This window comes from Kitasatospora sp. NPDC094016 (assembly GCF_040304045.1).
Lineage (GTDB): Bacteria > Actinomycetota > Actinomycetes > Streptomycetales > Streptomycetaceae > Kitasatospora.
In genome coordinates, this window is record NZ_JBEOUK010000023.1 from 47,917 (window position 1) to 65,007 (window position 17,091).

Annotated in this window: 20 protein-coding genes; 12 read left to right on the forward strand and 8 right to left on the reverse strand. The window is 76.1% G+C overall.

Translation table 11 applies throughout. From position 1 onward, the window contains the following. Nucleotides 1–234 precede the first annotated feature (234 nt). Nucleotides 235–1,062 carry an alpha/beta fold hydrolase gene (locus ABT015_RS21550; protein ID WP_350881369.1) on the forward strand — a complete coding sequence of 276 codons (828 nt, stop codon included), beginning with the start codon at nucleotides 235–237 and terminating at the stop codon, nucleotides 1,060–1,062. Between the two features lie 18 nt (nucleotides 1,063–1,080). Here the strand turns inward: ABT015_RS21550 and ABT015_RS21555 are convergent, their stop codons facing one another. The 3 genes from ABT015_RS21555 to ABT015_RS21565 form a co-directional block, all read right to left on the reverse strand. Beyond that, complete coding sequence (locus ABT015_RS21555) at nucleotides 1,081–2,184, reverse strand: PP2C family protein-serine/threonine phosphatase (RefSeq protein ID WP_350881371.1); 1,104 nt, start codon at nucleotides 2,182–2,184, stop codon at nucleotides 1,081–1,083. A gap of 126 nt (nucleotides 2,185–2,310) precedes the next feature. Then, nucleotides 2,311–3,120, reverse strand: a complete 810-nt coding sequence (locus tag ABT015_RS21560) for a PLL family lectin (RefSeq protein ID WP_350881373.1) — start codon at nucleotides 3,118–3,120, stop codon at nucleotides 2,311–2,313. Between the two features lie 275 nt (nucleotides 3,121–3,395). After that, a complete protein-coding gene (locus ABT015_RS21565; RefSeq protein ID WP_350881375.1) occupies nucleotides 3,396–4,034 on the reverse strand; it encodes a TetR/AcrR family transcriptional regulator in 639 nt (212 codons plus the stop codon). A gap of 48 nt (nucleotides 4,035–4,082) precedes the next feature. On the opposite strand from ABT015_RS21565, the gene ABT015_RS21570 reads away from it, so the two are divergent. After that, nucleotides 4,083–4,946, forward strand: a complete 864-nt coding sequence (locus ABT015_RS21570; RefSeq protein ID WP_350881377.1) for an alpha/beta fold hydrolase — start codon at nucleotides 4,083–4,085, stop codon at nucleotides 4,944–4,946. A 129-nt stretch (nucleotides 4,947–5,075) separates the two neighbouring features. Here the strand turns inward: ABT015_RS21570 and ABT015_RS21575 are convergent, their stop codons facing one another. Further along, nucleotides 5,076–5,888 carry a hypothetical protein gene (locus ABT015_RS21575; RefSeq protein WP_350881379.1) on the reverse strand — a complete coding sequence of 271 codons (813 nt, stop codon included), beginning with the start codon at nucleotides 5,886–5,888 and terminating at the stop codon, nucleotides 5,076–5,078. Between the two features lie 332 nt (nucleotides 5,889–6,220). On the opposite strand from ABT015_RS21575, the gene ABT015_RS21580 reads away from it, so the two are divergent. Then, nucleotides 6,221–6,736, forward strand: a complete 516-nt coding sequence (locus ABT015_RS21580; RefSeq protein WP_350881381.1) for a cupin domain-containing protein — start codon at nucleotides 6,221–6,223, stop codon at nucleotides 6,734–6,736. A 111-nt stretch (nucleotides 6,737–6,847) separates the two neighbouring features. Further along, complete coding sequence (locus ABT015_RS38010) at nucleotides 6,848–6,925, forward strand: hypothetical protein (RefSeq protein WP_464336931.1); 78 nt, start codon at nucleotides 6,848–6,850, stop codon at nucleotides 6,923–6,925. 56 nt (nucleotides 6,926–6,981) lie between these two features. Here ABT015_RS38010 and ABT015_RS21585 read toward each other — a convergent pair whose 3' ends face one another. Continuing rightward, complete coding sequence (locus ABT015_RS21585; protein ID WP_350881383.1) at nucleotides 6,982–7,728, reverse strand: hypothetical protein; 747 nt, start codon at nucleotides 7,726–7,728, stop codon at nucleotides 6,982–6,984. Nucleotides 7,729–8,186: 458 nt separating this feature from the next. Between ABT015_RS21585 and ABT015_RS21590 the strand changes: the two genes are divergently transcribed. The 3 genes from ABT015_RS21590 to ABT015_RS21600 all read left to right on the forward strand — a co-directional run bounded on the left by ABT015_RS21590 (nucleotide 8,187) and on the right by ABT015_RS21600 (nucleotide 9,750). Next, on the forward strand, nucleotides 8,187–8,420 hold the full coding sequence (locus ABT015_RS21590; protein WP_350881385.1) for a hypothetical protein: 234 nt from the start codon (nucleotides 8,187–8,189) through the stop codon (nucleotides 8,418–8,420). Nucleotides 8,421–8,438: 18 nt separating this feature from the next. Then, complete coding sequence (locus ABT015_RS21595; RefSeq protein WP_350881387.1) at nucleotides 8,439–9,227, forward strand: helix-turn-helix domain-containing protein; 789 nt, start codon at nucleotides 8,439–8,441, stop codon at nucleotides 9,225–9,227. Between the two features lie 79 nt (nucleotides 9,228–9,306). Continuing rightward, nucleotides 9,307–9,750 (forward strand): hypothetical protein, encoded by a 444-nt coding sequence (locus ABT015_RS21600; RefSeq protein ID WP_350881389.1) that lies wholly within the window; start codon nucleotides 9,307–9,309, stop codon nucleotides 9,748–9,750. A gap of 44 nt (nucleotides 9,751–9,794) precedes the next feature. On the opposite strand, the gene ABT015_RS21605 is transcribed toward ABT015_RS21600, so the two are convergent. The 3 genes from ABT015_RS21605 to ABT015_RS21615 form a co-directional block, all read right to left on the reverse strand. Then, nucleotides 9,795–11,081 (reverse strand): MAB_1171c family putative transporter, encoded by a 1,287-nt coding sequence (locus ABT015_RS21605; RefSeq protein ID WP_350881391.1) that lies wholly within the window; start codon nucleotides 11,079–11,081, stop codon nucleotides 9,795–9,797. Beyond that, a complete protein-coding gene (locus tag ABT015_RS21610) occupies nucleotides 11,078–11,632 on the reverse strand; it encodes a ParH-like protein (RefSeq protein ID WP_350881393.1) in 555 nt (184 codons plus the stop codon). Before ABT015_RS21610 ends, ABT015_RS21605 begins: the two co-directional genes overlap by 4 nt. Before the next feature lie 172 nt (nucleotides 11,633–11,804). Then, on the reverse strand, nucleotides 11,805–12,251 hold the full coding sequence (locus ABT015_RS21615; protein WP_063352883.1) for a helix-turn-helix domain-containing protein: 447 nt from the start codon (nucleotides 12,249–12,251) through the stop codon (nucleotides 11,805–11,807). Nucleotides 12,252–12,608: 357 nt separating this feature from the next. Here ABT015_RS21615 and ABT015_RS21620 point away from each other — a divergent pair, with 357 nt between their 5' ends. The 5 genes from ABT015_RS21620 (at nucleotide 12,609) to ABT015_RS21640 (ending at nucleotide 16,912) form a co-directional block, all read left to right on the forward strand. Next, entirely contained in the window at nucleotides 12,609–13,238 is a 630-nt protein-coding gene (locus tag ABT015_RS21620; RefSeq protein WP_350881395.1) for a PH domain-containing protein, read from the forward strand. A gap of 148 nt (nucleotides 13,239–13,386) precedes the next feature. After that, nucleotides 13,387–13,929: a hypothetical protein gene (locus ABT015_RS21625; protein ID WP_350881397.1), complete on the forward strand. Its 543-nt coding sequence runs from the start codon at nucleotides 13,387–13,389 to the stop codon at nucleotides 13,927–13,929. 52 nt (nucleotides 13,930–13,981) lie between these two features. Then, a complete protein-coding gene (locus ABT015_RS21630) occupies nucleotides 13,982–14,881 on the forward strand; it encodes a S1 family peptidase (protein ID WP_502897370.1) in 900 nt (299 codons plus the stop codon). Between the two features lie 120 nt (nucleotides 14,882–15,001). After that, the gene (locus ABT015_RS21635; protein WP_350881401.1) at nucleotides 15,002–16,000 is read left to right on the forward strand and encodes an aldo/keto reductase; all 999 of its coding nucleotides are present in this window, start codon (nucleotides 15,002–15,004) and stop codon (nucleotides 15,998–16,000) included. Between the two features lie 99 nt (nucleotides 16,001–16,099). Beyond that, nucleotides 16,100–16,912, forward strand: a complete 813-nt coding sequence (locus ABT015_RS21640) for a DUF4253 domain-containing protein (protein ID WP_350881403.1) — start codon at nucleotides 16,100–16,102, stop codon at nucleotides 16,910–16,912. The last annotated feature ends 179 nt before the right edge of the window (nucleotides 16,913–17,091 follow it).

Below are 17,091 nucleotides of genomic sequence, written 5' to 3' on the forward strand. Positions count from 1 at the left end.
TCTCGCCCGAACTCACCCGAAACCCGTCCGCGCTCGCCCGCCCCCGCCCGAACTCACCCGAACGGCGTAGCGCCGCTTCCGCTCCCGCCCGGGCCCCGGCCGCCGCGGGATGCGGGCCCCACCCGCCTCCCGTTGGATGAAACCCGAGGCCCGGCAGGCCCCGGGCAGACCGCCCCGGCAGGTCGCGCCGGCAGTCCGCCCCACCCCCGGCGCACCACCCGAAGGAGCAGGAGCATGCCCATCTCCAGGACCCGCGACGGCGTCGAGATCTTCTACCAGGACTGGGGCAGCGGGCGCCCCGTCGTGTTCATCCACGGCTGGCCGCTCAACGGCGACGCCTGGCAGGACCAGCTGAAGGCCGTCGCGGACGCCGGCCTGCGGGCCATCGCCCACGACCGGCGCGGCCACGGCCGTTCCGCCCCGGTCTACGGCGGCTACGACTTCGACACCTTCGCCGACGACCTCGACAGCCTGCTCACCGGGCTCGACCTGCGCGACGTCACCCTGGTGGCCCACTCCATGGGCGGCGGAGAGCTCGCCCGCTACATCGGCCGCCACGGCACCGGGCGGATCCGCTCCGCCGTCCTGCTGTCGGCGATCACCCCGTCCATGCTCCAGGGCCCCGACAACCCGCACGGCGTGCCCGGCACCGTCTTCGACGACCTCAAGGCCGGCATCCTCACCGAGCGCTCCCAGTTCTGGCAGGACACCTCCGTCGACTTCTTCTCCGCCGACCGCCCCGGCTCCCGCGCCACCCAGGGCAACCGGGACGCCTTCTGGTTCATGGCGATGCACCAGACCATCGAGGGCGGCGTCGACTGCGTGGACGCCTTCGGCTACACCGACTTCCACGAGGACCTGGCCGGGTTCGACATCCCCACCCTGATCGTGCACGGCGACGACGACCGGATCGTCCCCGTCGAGGCCACCGCCCGCCGGGCCGCCCGGATCATCCCCGGCGCCGTCCTGAAGGTGTACGAGAACGGCTCGCACGGCATCGCGATGGTCCCCGGCGACAAGGAGCGCTTCAACGCCGACCTGCTGGAGTTCCTCGAACGGTGAGGGCGCCCCAGGGCGGCCTCAGGGCGCGCGGCGCAGGGACAGCGCCGTGACGTCGTCGCGGCTGCGGCCCCCGCTCCAGCGGCGGGCCTCGCGGTCCAGGGCCTCGGGCAGCAGGGCGGCGGGGGAGGCGGCGAGGGCGGCCAGGCCCCGCTCGACGGGGTAGAACGCGCCGGTGGCGTCCTGGGCCTCGGTGATCCCGTCGGTGAGCAGCACCAGCACGCCGTCCTCGGGCAGCGCGAACCAGCGGACGGTGCGCACCTCGTCGGTCAGCTCCGCCAGCCCGAGCGGCACCCCGGCCGGCAGCGGCACGGCCTCGACCCGGCCGCCGTGCAGCAGGTAGGGGGCGAGGTGGCCGCAGTTGACGGCCTGCACGTCCGCGCCGCGCTCCACGCCCAGCACGGTCGCGGTGACGAAGCGCTCGTTCTCGCCGCCCTGCACCGCGTACGCGTTGTGCCGCTCCACCGCCGCCTCTAGGGCGTCCGCGACGCCGGTCAGCGCCGGCTCCCGGAAGGCCGCCTCCCGGAAGGCGCTCAGCACCGCGAAGCCCGCGCCGATCGCCGGCAGGCCCTTGCCCTGCACGTCGCCCACCAGCACCCGGGTGCCGTACGGGGTGTCGGCGACGTCGTACAGGTCGCCGCCGACCAGGGCGTCCTCCTCCACCGGCCGGTACAGCCCGTACAGCTGGACGTCGGGGGTGAGCACCGGCAGCGGGCGCAGCAGCTGGCGCTGCAGGGCGACGGCGGTCTGCCGCATCCGGAACAGCTCCCGCTCGCGCCGCACCCGCCGCGCGCACAGCCCGACCACGGCCGCCTCGGCGCCGACCACCCCCACCAGGGTGCCCACCCGGGCGGCCAGCGAGGACGGCGGGAACAGCACCGTGCTGACCGCCACCACCCCGGCCACCCACACCGAGGCCGCGACCGTCTGCGCGACGCTCCCCAGCCCCGCCAGCAGGGCCGGCAGGAACACCAGCAGCAGCACCAGCCGGGCGCTGGTGCCGCTCGCCGCCTGCGCGAGCAGGACCAGCGCGGTGGAGGCCAGCACCCCCAGGACCACCGCCCGGTTGCCGGGTGCCCGCGTCCCCCCGCCGTCCCGCTCCCCGCTCCCGTCCGCGCCGCCCACCCCGCCGTCCTCTCCGCCGCCTCGCCGTCCCCCCAGGCATACCGGCGGCCCCACCCGGCCGCCAGCGCAGCCCGCCCGGACGGGCGAGCGCCCGGGCGGGTCCGGGCGCCGCCCGCCGCCCGGGCGTCAGGCGCAGGTGCTGTCGGCGCAGAGCTGCCACGGCTCCCAGGAGACGAACCGGTCCACCTCGGTGGTCCGCCACGAGCGGTCGCGGTTCCACTCGCGGACGGTCACCCGCAGCCGCCCGTCCGGCAGTTGGACGATCGAGCTCGGCGCGCCCAGGCCCGCGTTGGGGTCCGGCAGCCGGGGCAACCGGCGCACCGGGCCCCAGGAGTCCTGGGCGTCGCCGTCCTGGCTGCGCACTTCCATGGCCGCGCCCGCGTCGGCGCCGGAGGCGAAGGCGTGCAGCCGGCCGTCGCGTTCCCTGAAGAGCGTGAGCCCGCCGTGGTAGGGCGGCGGTGACAGCTCGAAGTTCTCGGTCGGGGTCCAGGGGCCGCCGGGCTCGGGCAGGACGGTGTGGCAGAAGCCGCCGTAGGAGGCGAAGAACACCTCCAGGGCGCCGGCGCTGTTCTCGACGGCGCTCACCTGGTACAGCTTCGGGCCCACGGGGGTGGCGCTGACGCGCTCCCAGGCGCCGTAGGCGCCCCCGGGCGCGTCCTGGGAGCGGTGCCAGACGAAGGGCAGGAGGGAGGCCGCCGAACTGTCGTAGAACTGCTGGAACTGTTCGGTCCGCCCGTCGGAGCGCGGCGTCTCCAGCAGGGTGTTCGGGAGCGCGGTGGTGGCCAGGCCCTGGGCGGTCGCGTCGGCTCCGCACCCGGTGGCGATGCCCGGCGCGGGGGCCGTGCCCGCCGTGGTCGTCGTGGCCCACGCGGTCGTTCCCGCGAAGGCCACGACCAGCACACCCGACAGCACGGCTTGCGGAAGTCTCCTGTACACGGTCGGTGAACCTCCCCATTCGGTAACGGAAAAGGATTGCCCGGCAGGGGAGTTGGACGCTTCGCCAGCCCCTCGCGCGGGACCGGCACATTCTCGTGCACCGGCGCCGGGGCGGACAGGGCGCCTGTGGGGCGGCCGGACGGGATCCGGCCGAACGGCGGCCCGCCCCGGCGGCGGCGGGAGGGCCCGCCACGCCAGGAGGCCACCAGGTCGGGAGGTCGGGAGGTCGGGAGGTCGGCAGGTCGGGGACGGCAGGTCAGGGCAGGGACGGCAGGTCAGGGGGTCGGCGGGGCCGGGGCGTCACCGCGGGGACGGCCGCGGAACAGCTCGTCCAGGTGGTGGGTGAGGATCGCCAGCGCGGCGTCGCCGGTGCGCTGGCCGCCGAGCACGCTGGAGCCGAGGCCGTTGACCATGGCCAGCAGCCCGGCGGCGGTCATCTCCGGGTCCCTGGCGGGGTCGATCTCGCCGTCCTGCTGGGCCGCGCGGACCTGCTTGGCGAGGAAGCCCTCCAGCAGGTCGGGCTGGGGCGTGCCGTGCTTCTCCACCAGCGCGGGATCGCTGAGCACCAGCGTGTAGTACGCGGCGTAGGTGCGGGTGATCCGGCGGCTCTCCGGGTCGGTGGGCAGGACGCTGGACAGGACCGCGGTCACCAGGCCGCGCGGCGTGGGCGGGGTGGCGGCCGCGGTGATCCACGCCGCCATGCGGGCCTGGAGCTGGGCGCCGAGCCGCTCCAGCGCGTCCAGCAGCAGCCCCTCCTTGGTCGTGAAGTAGTACTGCACCAGCCGCAGGGAGACGCCCGCCTCGGTGGCGACCGCCCGCATGCTGGCCGCCTGCAGCCCCTGGGTGTCGGCGATGCGCAGCAGCGCTTCGGCGATCTGCCGCCGGCGTTCCTCGTGATCGACCCGCGCGTTCATGAACGACCTCCCTGGTACACCCGTATCATGCCGTGATACACATGTATCATGCGAATCAGCCAGTTCAAGAACGACCAGGCCGGGGACCGGTTTCGCGCCGCCTACGAGCGGGCCCTGACGGAACTGTGGCCCGGACCGCGGACGGCGCTGGACCTCCCGACCGCGTTCGGGACCACCCGCGTCTACCGCACCGGCCCGCAGCACGGCGAGCCGATCGTGCTGCTGCCCGGCTCGGGCGGAAACGCACTGATGTGGCACCGCTACATCGACACGCTGGCCCGCCACCGCCCGGTCATCGCCGTCGACACGGTCGGCGAACCGGGCGCGAGCGTGCAGAGCGCCCCGATCGCCGACGGCCGGGATGCGGCCGCCTGGCTGGACGAACTCCTGGCCGCGCTGGAGGTGACGGACGCCCAGGTCGTCGGCTGCTCCTACGGCGGCTGGCTGGCGCTCCAGCACCAGATCCACCACCCCGGGCGGGTCGCCTCCCTCGCCCTGGTGGACCCGGCGGGCTTCGCCGACATGGGCGCCCGCTTCTACGCCTGGGTGATCGCCGGCGGCCTCGCCGCCACCGCGCCGCGAGCGCTGCGCCCCCGGCTGGCCCGCCTGGTCGGCAACAGCGCCATCCTGGAGACCGAACTGATGGCCCTGATGCGCGCGTCGACGGGGTTCCGCCGCGCGCTCCCGGTGCCCCCGGTCCTGTCCGACGAGGAACTGCGCCGCCTGGACGTCCCCGCACTGTTCCTGCTCGGGGAACGCAGCGCCATGCACGACGCGCACGCGGTCGCCGAGCGCCTCGGCCGCCTCGTGCCCTCGGCCCGGACGGAGATCGTGCCCGGCGCCGGCCACGCCCTGCCGACCGACCGGCCGGACCTGGTGGCCGACCGCGTCCTCGACCCCGCCGGGCGGTAGCGCCACCGGCCGGGCCCGGGGGCTCCCACCGCGCGCCCGCGCCCGCACCCGGCTGCGCACCGGGTTCCCCGCAGGACCCGCCGCGCAGGCGCACCACCGAATCCCGCCCGCACGGGACGTGACGGAACGTCAGGAAACGGGGGGAGCCATCAGGTCGTGCAGCAGGTCGCCGCCCAGGCCCAGGCCGGTCTTCGACTCGTCGGGCAGGTGGTAGTCGCGGTACCAGTCCGCGGGGGCCTCCGGGTGCGGGCCGCTGACCGCCACCCGGCCGGCGCCGTAGGGGGCGGTGACGGCGGCGGCGCGGTCGTTGGAGTAGCGGGCCAGGACGTCCACGCCCGGGCCGTCGACGTCGAAGTACGGGCCGTCCTGGAAGTACATCCGCTGCGGGCGGCCGCGCCAGGAGACGTCGACGAGGCGGTCCTGCTCGTCGGTGACGGTCGCCCCCCGGGAGCGGATGTACTGCCCGGAGTCGCCCGGCAGGAGGTCGTAGCCCGGGTCGCCGGCCAGGTAGCCGCCCATGCACAGGCCCAGGTAGTGCCCGCCGCCCCGGACGTAGTCGCGCACCAGCTCCGGCGAGAAGCCGGGGTCGCGCTGCAGCAGGCCCCACGCGGTGCTCACCTCCTGCCCGTTGGTGCCGCCCGGCTGCACGTACAGCGCGGCGCCGGCCAGCACGCCCGCGCCGAAACGCAGCCGCTCCCCGGGGCCGACGTAGCGCACCGCGAAGCCGTCGCGCTCCAGCAGCTCCCGCGCCGCCTCCGGGCAGCCCTCACAGGCCGCCGGGCCCCGGTAGACCAGCGCGAGCGGCCGCCCGTCGGCGGCGGCGACCGCGTCGTCCCCCGCGCCGTCCGGCACGGGGGAGGCGCCGCAGGCGGACGCCGTCAGCAGTGCCGCCGCCACCGCCAGGGCCGCAGCCGCCCGCCCGGGCCGTCGCCCACCCCTCATGACCGGCACTCCCGCCATCGCCGACACCCTCCCCGCGCCCTACGCCGTGTGCAGCGACGACGCTACGGGCACGGCGGCCCGCGCCGCACATCCGCCCCCCGAACGGGTGCCCCCGCGCCGTCCGCGTTGACGGGAGGCGGGCCCGGGGAAGTGGCGCGGGCGGACGGGTCAGGCGGGCCCGGACCCGGCCTGCCGTTCGTCCTGGTGCCGCAGGAGATCGTCCGTCGTCATCGGGCCGGTCTGCCGGCGGCCGCCGCCCCCGGGAATTGACCCATGAAAGCGGCATGGGATTGCCACCTGATGGCCGGTCTTTCCGGTTCTAGCCTGGTCCCATGACGACGACGAGCACCGCCGCCACCACCGCCCCCGTGCTGACCCGCCACGCCGGGGCCGAGACCTGCGCCGACCCGAGCAGCACCATGACCCTGCTCGCCGAATCGGCGCACACCGAGGGCGGGTTCACCAGCTACCGCTCCACCTTCGCCAAGGGCGCCGCCGGCGCCCCCGCGCACTTCCACACCCGGGCGTGGGAGCTGTTCTTCGTGATCGGCGGCTCGCTGCAGGTGCTGGTCGGCGAGGAGGTCACGATCCTGGGCGAGGGCGACTTCCTCGCCGTGCCGCCGCACACCCCGCACGCCTTCGCCGCCGCCCCGGGCGCCGAGGCCGACGTCCTGTTCGTGTTCACCCCGGGCATGGACCGCTTCGACTACCTGCGCCTGCTGGGCCGCGTCATGCGCGGCGAGGCCGACCCGGGCGCGATCGCCGCCTCCGCCGGGCGCTTCGACAACCACTACGTCGACAGCCCCGCCTGGCGCGCCGCCCTCGACCGGAGCGCCGCCCGCGCATGAGGCCCCGCCCCCGCCCGCCCGGGGCCCGTGACGGCCGCTCCCGGCGGGCCGGTGCGGGCCGGGTGTGGAACGGTGGAAGCCGGGGGTGTCCTGGTTGCGAGAGGAGTGGCCATGTCGTCGAAGCGTCGCCGCAAGAAGAAGGCCCGGGCCCGGCGCGGGGCCAACCACGGCCGCCGGCCCCAGTGCTGAGCACCTGAACCGTGCGTGCGGCCGGGGCACCGCCCCCGGCCGCACCGGCGAGTCACTCAGGCCGGTTCGCGCCCGCGCGGCACGGCGTGGTACGTGCAGGTGTCCGTCCAGTCGCGGCCGAAGGTGAGCACCAGCACCGGGCCCCGCCCCTCGCCGCGGGCGGCCCGCAGCAGCGCGCCCGGGTCGCCGTCCGCCGGGATCTGCTCGTGCCGGAAGCACACGTCGCTGCCCGTGCGCGGCCAGTACGGGTCCGGACGGGGGACGCCGGGCAGGTCCCAGACCAGGGCGGCGTCGGCGGTGGACAGGCTCGGGCCGGGCATCCGCCGGCCGTCGGGGTAGCGGCCGCGGTCGCGGTGGTAGCGCAGCGCGTAGGCGACCGTGCCCGGTGAGTACGGCGGTTCGTCGCCCCAGGTGTTCGGGAAGCCCCAGTCGGCCAGGCCCGCCGCCTCGATCCTGGGCAGGACGGTGGTGATGTCCTCGCCGGTGGCGAAGTAGGCGGCGGCGCTCATCCGGCAGACCAGCACGCCGCGGCCCTCGGCGGTGGTGGTGAGCAGGCCGAGCGAGGAGGGGCGGTCGCAGTGGTCGGCGACGCGGGTCAGCAGGTGCGTCACGCCCTCCACCGCGGCCAGGCCCTCGACCAGCCGGCGGATCCGCTCGCGCTCGGCGGCCCGCAGCGCCTCGACCCGCGGCGAGGAGGCCAGGGCGCGCAGCCGGCGGGTGGTGGGCAGGCGGGCGCGCAGCGCGTCCCGGGCCCGTACGGGCTGGGCCAGCAGCATGCCGAGCAGGTACTCGAAGCCGTTCACCGGGCGGGGTCCTCTCGGGCCGGGGAAATGCAGAGAGACCGCTCGGGCCGCTGGGGCCGGGCGGTCTCTGCTGTTCGGACGGGCCCATGCGCCAACACGGCCCGCTGCCGGTGTTCCCGAAAATTTGGAGTAGACAGCGCCCCCGGGCTCCTGACCCGCAGGTCTGGATGACGCTGCTGCACATCGTCACATTCAGCCAGGACGGCTACAAGGGCGAGTTGCACAAAAATGCATCAAATTCCGGTTTCGAGTTCCTGAACTGCACTGATGCCAGAGGGTTGTGACGAGATTGCGGGCCGGACCCGGGATTCTGGCGCATCAATCTTCGCGATGTTCACCGAACCGATTGGGAATCACCCGTACGCCTGACAGAGTGTTGCGCGAAACGGGTTCCTCGCGTGACGCCAACCACCGAAGTTCCCGTCCATTGGAGTAGACGGTGATATAGGAGGTCCTCGATGACGAGGAAGCGGAAGAAGAAGCGCGCCCCCGCCCACTGCACCGCCGGCCACCCGGCGCCGCCGCGACCGGGCCTGCCCTGGTCGTCCGGCCCCGTGCGGACGGCCGTGGTCGTCGTCGTGGTCGTCGTGGCCGCCGCCCTGGTGAGGACGGGCATGTCGGCGGCAGCGGCGCTCGAACTGGCCACCGGCGGGCTGCTGCTGAATGCCAGGCTCCAGCAGGGGCGGGCCTAGAAGGAACGCCGGACCGCGATGGGACGCCAGGAGAAACCGATCGCGGCGACCGAGCCGGCCCTGGGCCGACTCGCCGCGTTGCTGCGCGAGCAGCGTGAAGAGGCGGGGTTGACCTACCGTCAGCTCGCCGACCGGACCAACTACCACCCGACCACCCTGCAACGGGCCACCAGCGGCCGGACCATGCCGAACTGGGAGGTCGTCGAGGCCCTCACCCGGGCCTGCGACGGCGACCTCAAGGCGGCCCGCCGCAAGTGGACCCTGGCCAACTACTGGGCCCACGTCCCGCGCCCCTCCGGGACCCAGCGCCGGGCGCCCCGACGGCTCAACCCCGAGCAGGTCGACTCCCTCGCCGACCTGCGACGGGCGATGCACGAGATGCGGCGCAAGGCCGACTGGCCCTCCCTGGAGGAGCTGGACCGCCGGGCCCGGGCCGGGGGAGGGCGCCTGCCCTCCAGCACCCTGGCGCTGGTCCTCAGGGGTGAGGCCCCGCTGCGCAAGGCGGTGTTCCTCACCTACATGGAGGTCTGCGGGGTCAAGGAGGCCCGCCGCGCACTGTGGGCGGCGGCCTGGGAGCGGACGAACAACGCCCGCACCCCGGCACCGGTCAACTCCCGCACGTACCAACGGGAGTTCACCCGGGCCATGCAGTCCTCCAGCAGCGGCACCTCGACGGACATCCTGTTCAAACTGTGGGTGACCCTGCGCAACAGCCTGGCCGCCGACCGCGCCGAGGACGCCGGCCACCCCGGCCACTCCGCCGGGACGGGCCGCGACGGCGCCGGCGGCCCGCCGGTACTCGTGTGACCCGGTCCGCGGACGGGAACGCGCCACCAGCGCCCCGTCCGCGGACCAGCACCCACCCGCGCCACCTCGGGAATCAACCATGCCGACACCACCACGACAGCCGACCACCGCTACCACCACGACCACGACCACGACCGCCGCCACCGGACCGGCGCTGGGCCTGTGGGCGCTGTACGACCTCCACCTGCGCCACTACCTCGACTACGCCGCCCTGCTGCTCCCCGCAGCCGACGCCCCGCTGGCCGTCCAGGGCGCCTTCGACGACCTCAGCGGCCACTGGCTCGACGCCCTGGCCACCGCCAGCCCGGCCGCCTGCGCCTGGCAGGCGGTCCGCCGACACGTCTGCGCCCTGGCCGGCCCGCACCCGCTCGGCCCGGTCGCCCACCTCACCGCCCCCCAGCAGGACGTCCTGCTGCTGCACCTGGTCCTCGCCCTGCCCGCCGCCGAGGTCGCCGCCCTGACCGGCACCGAACCGGGCGCCGTCCACGTGCAGCTGCGCTCGCTGGCGGCCGTCCGCCGGTAGCGGCCGCCGCCCCGGCCGGGCTGCCCCCCGGCTGGTCCGGCGGCTCATCGCACCGGGCTCGCGACCGGGCCGGGGTCGGCAGCGGTGGAGGAGGCGGCGGCGCGGGCACGGGCGCGGACCTCGGCGACGGCCGGGCAGGTGGCGTAGACGCGGGTGAGGTGGGCCAGCTGGTCGGCCTCGGACTCCAGATCCTGCCCCAGGGCGCGCGGCGGTTCGGCCGCCGGGGCGGCGCGCGGGGTGTCGGGGTTGGGCCGGGCCCCGGCGGCCGCGCGTTCCAGCGCGGCGGCCAGCGCGGCGGCCTCGGCGGTGGCGCCGGCGGTGGCGCCGACCCGGGCGGCGGACGGGGGGAAGCGCGCGGCGGCGGCGGCGGCGAGCCACCGCGGGGTCCGCGGGTCGAGGTGCTGGCGCAGGATCAGCCGGGCGTCGTGGATCTCGATGATCCGCCGGTACAGGGCGAACTGCGGGTCGCGCGGCGGCAGCAGCGGCAGGCGGCTGGCCGGGGCGAGCGCGATCTCCGGCAGCACGGTGTGCAGATCCCGCCAGAGCGGGGCCAGCGCCCGGTAACGGCGGTGGGCGCGCAGCCAGCGGCGGACGGCGGCGTGCGCGGCCGGCCACACCGTGCTGCCCAGGCCCGCCGCGAGCAGCGCCACGCACAGCAGGCCCAGGACGCCGCACAGGGCGTCCTCGGCGCCGGCCTGGGTGCCGGTGACCGCCGCCTGGACGACGTCGTCGACGCCCCAGGCGTTCCACAGCAGGCCCGCGACCAGGCTCAGGGTGAGCAGCCGCAGCCCGCTGCGCTGCCGCCCGGGCGCGGCGGCGCGGGCGAGCCGGGCGAGCCGGCGCAGCAGGGCGGTGAGGCAGTAGGCGAGGTAGAGCACGCCCGCGGCGGTGTACCCGGCCAGCGCCAGCCGGGCGCCGGTGGAGGGCGCGGCGGTGAGGTCGGAGGCGTCCAGGCCAGGCGCGGCGGCGACGAACAGGACCGCCCGCACCCCCAGGACACCGGCCAACAGGGCCAACTGGCGCCGCACCGCACGGCGGGCCGGCTCGGGATCGCGCAGGGCGAGAGCCAGCAGCCGGATCGCGCAGGCCGCGCCGATGCGCAGCACGTCGCCGAGCAGGACGGGCACGGCGGGCGCGATCCCGAGCAGGTGCAGCCGGTCGGCGGCCTGGACGGTGGGCGGGGCGAGCAGCAGCAGCGCGGCGGCGAGCAGCGCCGTGGCGTAGCAGCTGTAGCGGGCGATGGCGCGCGGGTTGGTCCGGCGGCCGCGGGCGAAGTGGCAGGCGCTCAGGGCGAAGAACAACGCGACGCCGTAGAGGACGAGGCCGCTCACGGACGCCCCGCCGTCCGACCGCCGGCGGGCCCCGGCTCGCCGGCGAGCAGGGCGTCCAGGACGTCCAGCGAGTCCGGGTGCGGGGCCGGGCCGGGCAGGTGCGCCGCGTCGGCCTTGGCGGCCCGGCTGAGGACGAGCGAGGCCAGCAGCTCGGCCTCGCGCTCCTGGGGCTCGTCGTAGCCGGTGCGCCCGAGCACCCGCCGGACCAGGTCGGGGGACAGGTGCGGCAGGAGGTCCGCGGCCGGGCCGAGCGGCGCGGAGCCGGCGTGGTCCAGGAGCAGGTGGGCGATCTCGTGGACCAGGATGTGCCGGCGGTGCAGCGCGCTGGTGTCGGCGGTGTACAGGATGTAGTCCGCCTCCCGGGTGGACACCAGCAGCCCGCAGGGCGCGTTGGGCCGGGCGGCCACCGGCAGCAGGTCGATCGGCCGCCCCCGCCGACGGGCGATCTGCTCCAGTAGCACGGTGGTGTCGAACGGGCTCGGCAGTTCCAGCTGTTCGGCCATCCGCCGGCAGCGGCGCAGCGCCGATCGGTAGCACCTGTCGTCCCGCACGCTGTGTTCTCCTTCTCGATCAGCGGCCCCGTTCCCCCCGATCTCCCGACCGCCGTGGCTCCGCCTCCGTGCCTGGCCCCCGTCTTCGTAGCCCCCGCGTCCCGTCGGCCCCGCGCCCGTCAGCCCCGGACCCCGTCCGCCCCGCCCGCGGCCCGCGCCCCCGCCGACGGCGTCAGGGCGCCGGGTGCCGGCGGGCCGCGTCCCGGCGGGCGATGACGTCGATCAGCTCGCTGACCGTGTCCAGGCCCTCGGAGGAGAGGCCGACCGCGCGCAGCGCCAGGCTGCGCACGCCCGCGTCGCGCAGCGCCCCGAGCAGCGCGAGCTCCTTGGCGATCTCCGCGCCCTGCCGCTCGTCGAAGAAGTACGCGGGCGGGACCTGGAAGAACTGGGCGAGCGCCTCCAGGTGACGCTTGGTCGGGTTGTCCCGGCGCCCGGTGCGCAGCTGCCACAGGTAGGTGGTGGAGAACGACTCCCCGGTCGCCTCGCGGCAGGCCCGGGCCACCTCTTCGTTGGTGTACTGCTCGCGGTCGGGTCTGCGGACGGTGTGGAACAGCGCCTCGATCCTGGCCGCGAGTCCGGACAGCTCCACCGGTCCGTCCTCCCGGTTCGATTCCGCCATGGCCCGCCCTCCTCACCGGGGCCCCGCGCGTCTCCTCCGGGCGGGCGGGCAGGGCCGGCCAGGTCACGATAACCCAACGGCATCAGCTGGCGTGGATCACAAGATACCGCCAATCAACGTCAGTTGACCCCTCCACCGGCGGCTGACATCCTGGACCGCGGGCGGGCCGATCGAGCTGACTGACCATCAAATCCGTTCGTGTTGACGACATTTGACGTTTCCCCCGGATCGGCCGAACGATCTCGGCAGGCCGGTAGTGTGACCGACTCCCCTGGGACCGCCAGGCATCGACGCCCGAGACGGGACCGGCCGAACCGGCCGGCCCCACCGACGGCACGACGTGGGAAGGGGGCGCCCGTGAACACGGCGCCGCGACACCAGACGGTGCGGCTGGGCTTCCTGTGGCGAGCCGCCGGCGCCCCCATCGGCTGCGTGCTCGCCCTGGCGATGGGCGTCGTGCTCGCCGACAGCGGGGACGCCGGCCGGATGGGCGCCGTCCCCGCACTGCTGCTGTCGAGCGCGGCCGTCCTGGGCGTGGCCCTGCCCGTCCCGTACGGCTTCTGGCTGCGCGCCGACGACCACGGCCTCACCCTGGTACGGGCGTTCGTCCCGCGCCGCTACCGATGGCGGGACATCCAGGGGCTCACGATGGACGCCGGGCAGGACGCCGACTCCGGCGCCCACCGGCTCGTCCTGCTGCTGCGCCTGACCCCGGCACCCCGCCGGACCGCCCGCGGGGCCCGCGACGCACATCTGAACGGGCCGGTCCTCGGCATCCTGGGCACCACCCGCGACGGGCTGCCACGCGGCACCGAACCCCGCCGCCTCGCCGAACTGTTCGACCTGCTCCGGCGCCACGGCGTCCCCCTCGACGACCGCCGCTACGCCGACCTCGTCCTCACCGCGCACGGCTACCCGGCGCTCGCCCACACCGCCCCCGGCGCGTCCCCCTCCGCTCGGCCCGCCGCCCGCCCCGACGCCGCCTGAACCGGGACCGGGCGGGGTCCGCGCAGCCCGCCCGGCCGGCCCGGCCCCTTGCGCCGCCCACCGCTGAGCCGCCCACCGCCCCGCAGCCGTTGACCCCGACGGAAGCGCGCCCGCCCGGACGGCGCGCCAGGACGTCAGGAGTGCGGCGATGCTCAGGTTCCACGGCGCGTGGCGGATCACCGTGGTCGGCAAGAACGCCGGCTTCGACCAGCGCGCGGTGGTGCGCGGCCCCTACGGCGCCCGGATGCTGCCCGGCCGGGTCGGCGCCACCCTGGAGGTCGACGAGGACAGCTGGACGCTGACCCTGGAACACCACCTGTGGGGCCGCAGCTGGCAGCCGAACCTGCGCGTCACCCCCGGGCCCGTCACCGAACGCGACGGCGTCCGCAGCCGCCTGCTGACCAGCAACGACTGCCACTGGCCCGACAAGCCCCTGGACTACGTCAACTTCGTCGTCCGCCTCGACCAGAGCCTCGCCCCGGCCCCCGTCCTCGCCCCCGTCCGGGCCGTGCGCCCCGCCGACTCCCCGCAGCCCTCCGCGCCCCGGGCCATCCGCACCTCCTCCTCCGGCGACGTCGGCGACTTCGGCGCGCCCGCCCCCGCGCCCGCCTCCCGGCCCGCAGCCGCCCCCGCGCCCAGGCCGGCGCAGGCCCCGGGCACCAACGCCCGGCCCACCGCGACCCCCTGGTAGCCCGCCGCCGGGCCCGGGGGACAACCCCCGGGCCCGGCGGCCTACTGCCCGGATGGCCCGGCCGGGCACCGCAGGGTTGGCTGGACGCATCCGAACCACCCGATCCGAAAGGCCGTCACCCGTGCTCCTGCGCAAGACCGTCCGCCGCCGCGCCGCCCGCGCCACCGCCGTCGCCGCCCTCGCCGCCGCCCTGGGCACCACCGCCATGACCGGCAGCGCCCAGGCGATCGTCAACGGCCACGACTCCACCGAGCGCTACCCGTTCATGGCCACGATCCCGATGAGCGCCAAGCAGATAGCCGACGGCACCTGCGGCGCCACCCTGATCGACCCCCAGTGGGTCCTCACCGCCGCCCACTGCGTCCAGGGCTACCCGGGCAGCGAGCTGACGCTCGACGGCACCGTGCGCATCGGCAGCGCGCACCGCAAGAGCGGCGGCACCGTCCGGGCCATCACCCGCACCGTGGTCCACCCCGGCTTCAGCTTCGGCGACGGCCAGACCCGCCCCAACTACGACGACCTCGCCCTGGTGCGCCTGGACCGCGCCGTCGCCCAGCGGCCCATCCTCGTCGCCCAGCGCCCCGGCCCGCCCGGCACCCCGACCCGGCTGCTCGGCTTCGGCACCGTCGTCGACACCCCCGAGTTCGAGGAGATGGTCTTCCCCGACCGCCTCCAGGAGCTCGACACCCGCCGCGGCGCCGTGGCCGACTGCGCCCCCGGCTACGCCGGCCCCACCCGCCTGTGCACGACCAGCCCCACCCCCAAGGCCATGGCCTGCTTCGGCGACTCCGGCGGCCCGCAGATCCAGCGCGGCCGCGGCGGCCGCTGGGAGCTCATCGGCACCACCTCCGGCCCCGGCGCCCCGGGCGTGCCCTGCTCCGAAGGCCCGGGCCTGTACACCGACGTGCGCGCCTACGCCGACTGGATCCGGGCCACCATCGCCGCCGGCTGACCCGGCTGACCTGCCTTGGCCTGACTGACTGACTGACTGACTGCCTGACTGACCGGCCGATCCGGCCGACCCGACGGTAAAGTCCCAGGTGAGCACCGTCGCGCCCGAGGAGACCCCACCATGCCGACCGACCCCGCCACCGGAGCCGCCGCCGCCCGCCCGCCGATCGCGCGGTACGGCCTGGGCACCGCGGCCGTCGGCCGGCCCGGCTACATCACCCTCGGGCGTGACGGCGACCTGCCCGCCGAACGCACCGTCGAGGCGCTGTGCGAGCGCACCCACGCCCTGCTCGACGCCGCCTACGCCGCCGGCGTGCGCTACCTCGACACCGCCCGCTCCTACGGCCGCGCCGAGGAGTTCGTCGCCCAGTGGCTCGCCGAACACCCCACGGCCGCCGCCGAGGTGACGGTCGGCAGCAAGTGGGGCTACACCTACACGGCCGACTGGCAGACCACCGGCGTGGCCGTGCACGAGGTCAAGGAGCACTCCACGGCGGTGTTCGACCGCCAGCTCCACGAGACCCGCTCCCTGCTGGGCCCGCACCTGGACGTCTACCTGGTCCACTCCGTCACCCCCGACAGCCCCGCCCTGACCGACACCGCCCTGCACGCCCGCCTGGCCGACCTGGCCGGGCAGGGCGTGCGGGTCGGCCTGTCCACCAGCGGCCCGGCCCAGGCGGACACCATCCGCGCCGCCCTGGCCGTCACCGTGGACGGCCGCCCGCTGTTCACCGCCGTCCAGGCCACCTGGAACCTCCTCGAACCCTCCGCCGCCCCCGCCCTGGCCGAAGCCCACGCCGCCGGCTGGCTGGTCGTCATCAAGGAAGGCATGGCCAACGGCCGCCTCGCCGGGCGCAACGCCACCGGCGACGACACCGCCGCACTGCGCGCCCTCGCCGCCCGCACCGGCGCGCCCCTCGACGCCCTCGCCCTGGCCGCGGCCGCCGCCCAGCCCTGGGCCGACCTCGTCCTGTCCGGCGCGGCCACCGTCGACCAACTCGCCTCCAACCTCACCGCCGCCACCCTGCACCCCACCCCCGACGACCTGGCCGCCCTCGCCACCCTGGCCGAACCCGCCCCGGAGTACTGGCGCACCCGCGCCGCCCTGCCCTGGGCCTGAACCGCCCCCGCCGCACCGCGGGCCCGAACCCCGCCGCACTGCGGGCCCGAACCCCGCCGCCCGAACTCCCTTGTCAGTGACCGCCCCTACGGTGGCCGCATGACCTCGGACCTGTCGCGTCTCCTGCCCGCCACCCTCCCGCCCGGCCGCCTGGTCGGCGGCGAGGACGGGCCGGAGCCGCTGCTGTGGATCAGCGACGCCCCCGCCCCCGCCGGCCTGTGGCAGCAACTCCACCACGCCCACCCGCAGTCCGGCCTGTGGCCGCTGCTGCTCGTCCCCCTCGGCGACGGCGCCGACTGCCGCCCCTGGCTGTCCGGCGAACTCTTCCCGGCCTACGCCTCCGACCCCACCCTCTACGACCCCGACGCCCTGCTGCGCCGCTGGTGGCAGCAGCTCGGCGGCACCGACGAGGACGCGCCCGAGGGCCCGCTCGACGCCGAGGACGCCGCCGAACTCCGCGCCGCCCTGGCCCCCTTCGGCCCCGCCTGGCCCGGCTCCGCCCCCGCCGCGGCCGTCCCCGGCGGAGCCCCGGGCATCGAGGCCCGCGGCCTGGCCGACGTGCTGCTGTCCGTACGGGACGCGCGCCTCGGCCTGGTCCGGGCGGGCAGCGGCGCCGAGGCGCTGGCCGCCTGCGGCTGGAGCGGCCCGCTCAACCACGAGGACGACACCGCCAAGATCGCCGCCGTACTCGCCGACTGGGAGCGCCGCTTCGGCGCCCAGGTCCTCCAAGTCGGCTTCGACACCCTGGAGTTGAGCGTCGCCGTCCCGCCCGCCACGCTCGCCGAGGCCCTTCCGCTGGCCGCCGAGCACACCGCCTTCTGCCCCGACCTCGTCTTCCAGGGCACCGGCACCCTGGCCGCCTACGCCGAACGCCTCGTCGCCTCCAACCAGTGGTCGTTCTGGTGGGACTGACCCGGCCCCCGTTCCCGCCGCCGAACTCGGGGCCGGCGGGGGGCGTCGAGCCACGGCAGACCGTGCCCCGCCAGGCTCGCCCACCGTTTGGGCAGAGGTGGCTCAGCGTCGGCTCGTCATCCAGAGCGACACCGTCAGGCGCCGCCGCCCCGGGCCGGGGCGGCGGCGCACAAGCAGCG

Coding starts and splice junctions, on each gene's coding strand:
- ABT015_RS21590 (WP_350881385.1), top strand. CDS start 8,187: ATGACGAGGAAGCGGAAGAAGAAGCGCGCCCCCGCCCACTGCACCGCC.
- ABT015_RS38010 (WP_464336931.1), top strand. CDS start 6,848: ATGTCGTCGAAGCGTCGCCGCAAGAAGAAGGCCCGGGCCCGGCGCGGG.
- ABT015_RS21575 (WP_350881379.1), bottom strand. CDS start 5,888: ATGAGGGGTGGGCGACGGCCCGGGCGGGCGGCTGCGGCCCTGGCGGTG.
- ABT015_RS21635 (WP_350881401.1), top strand. CDS start 15,002: ATGCCGACCGACCCCGCCACCGGAGCCGCCGCCGCCCGCCCGCCGATC.
- ABT015_RS21630 (WP_502897370.1), top strand. CDS start 13,982: ATGGCCCGGCCGGGCACCGCAGGGTTGGCTGGACGCATCCGAACCACC.
- ABT015_RS21600 (WP_350881389.1), top strand. CDS start 9,307: ATGCCGACACCACCACGACAGCCGACCACCGCTACCACCACGACCACG.
- ABT015_RS21570 (WP_350881377.1), top strand. CDS start 4,083: ATGCGAATCAGCCAGTTCAAGAACGACCAGGCCGGGGACCGGTTTCGC.
- ABT015_RS21625 (WP_350881397.1), top strand. CDS start 13,387: ATGCTCAGGTTCCACGGCGCGTGGCGGATCACCGTGGTCGGCAAGAAC.
- ABT015_RS21595 (WP_350881387.1), top strand. CDS start 8,439: ATGGGACGCCAGGAGAAACCGATCGCGGCGACCGAGCCGGCCCTGGGC.
- ABT015_RS21565 (WP_350881375.1), bottom strand. CDS start 4,034: ATGAACGCGCGGGTCGATCACGAGGAACGCCGGCGGCAGATCGCCGAA.
- ABT015_RS21580 (WP_350881381.1), top strand. CDS start 6,221: ATGACGACGACGAGCACCGCCGCCACCACCGCCCCCGTGCTGACCCGC.
- ABT015_RS21550 (WP_350881369.1), top strand. CDS start 235: ATGCCCATCTCCAGGACCCGCGACGGCGTCGAGATCTTCTACCAGGAC.
- ABT015_RS21640 (WP_350881403.1), top strand. CDS start 16,100: ATGACCTCGGACCTGTCGCGTCTCCTGCCCGCCACCCTCCCGCCCGGC.
- ABT015_RS21615 (WP_063352883.1), bottom strand. CDS start 12,251: ATGGCGGAATCGAACCGGGAGGACGGACCGGTGGAGCTGTCCGGACTC.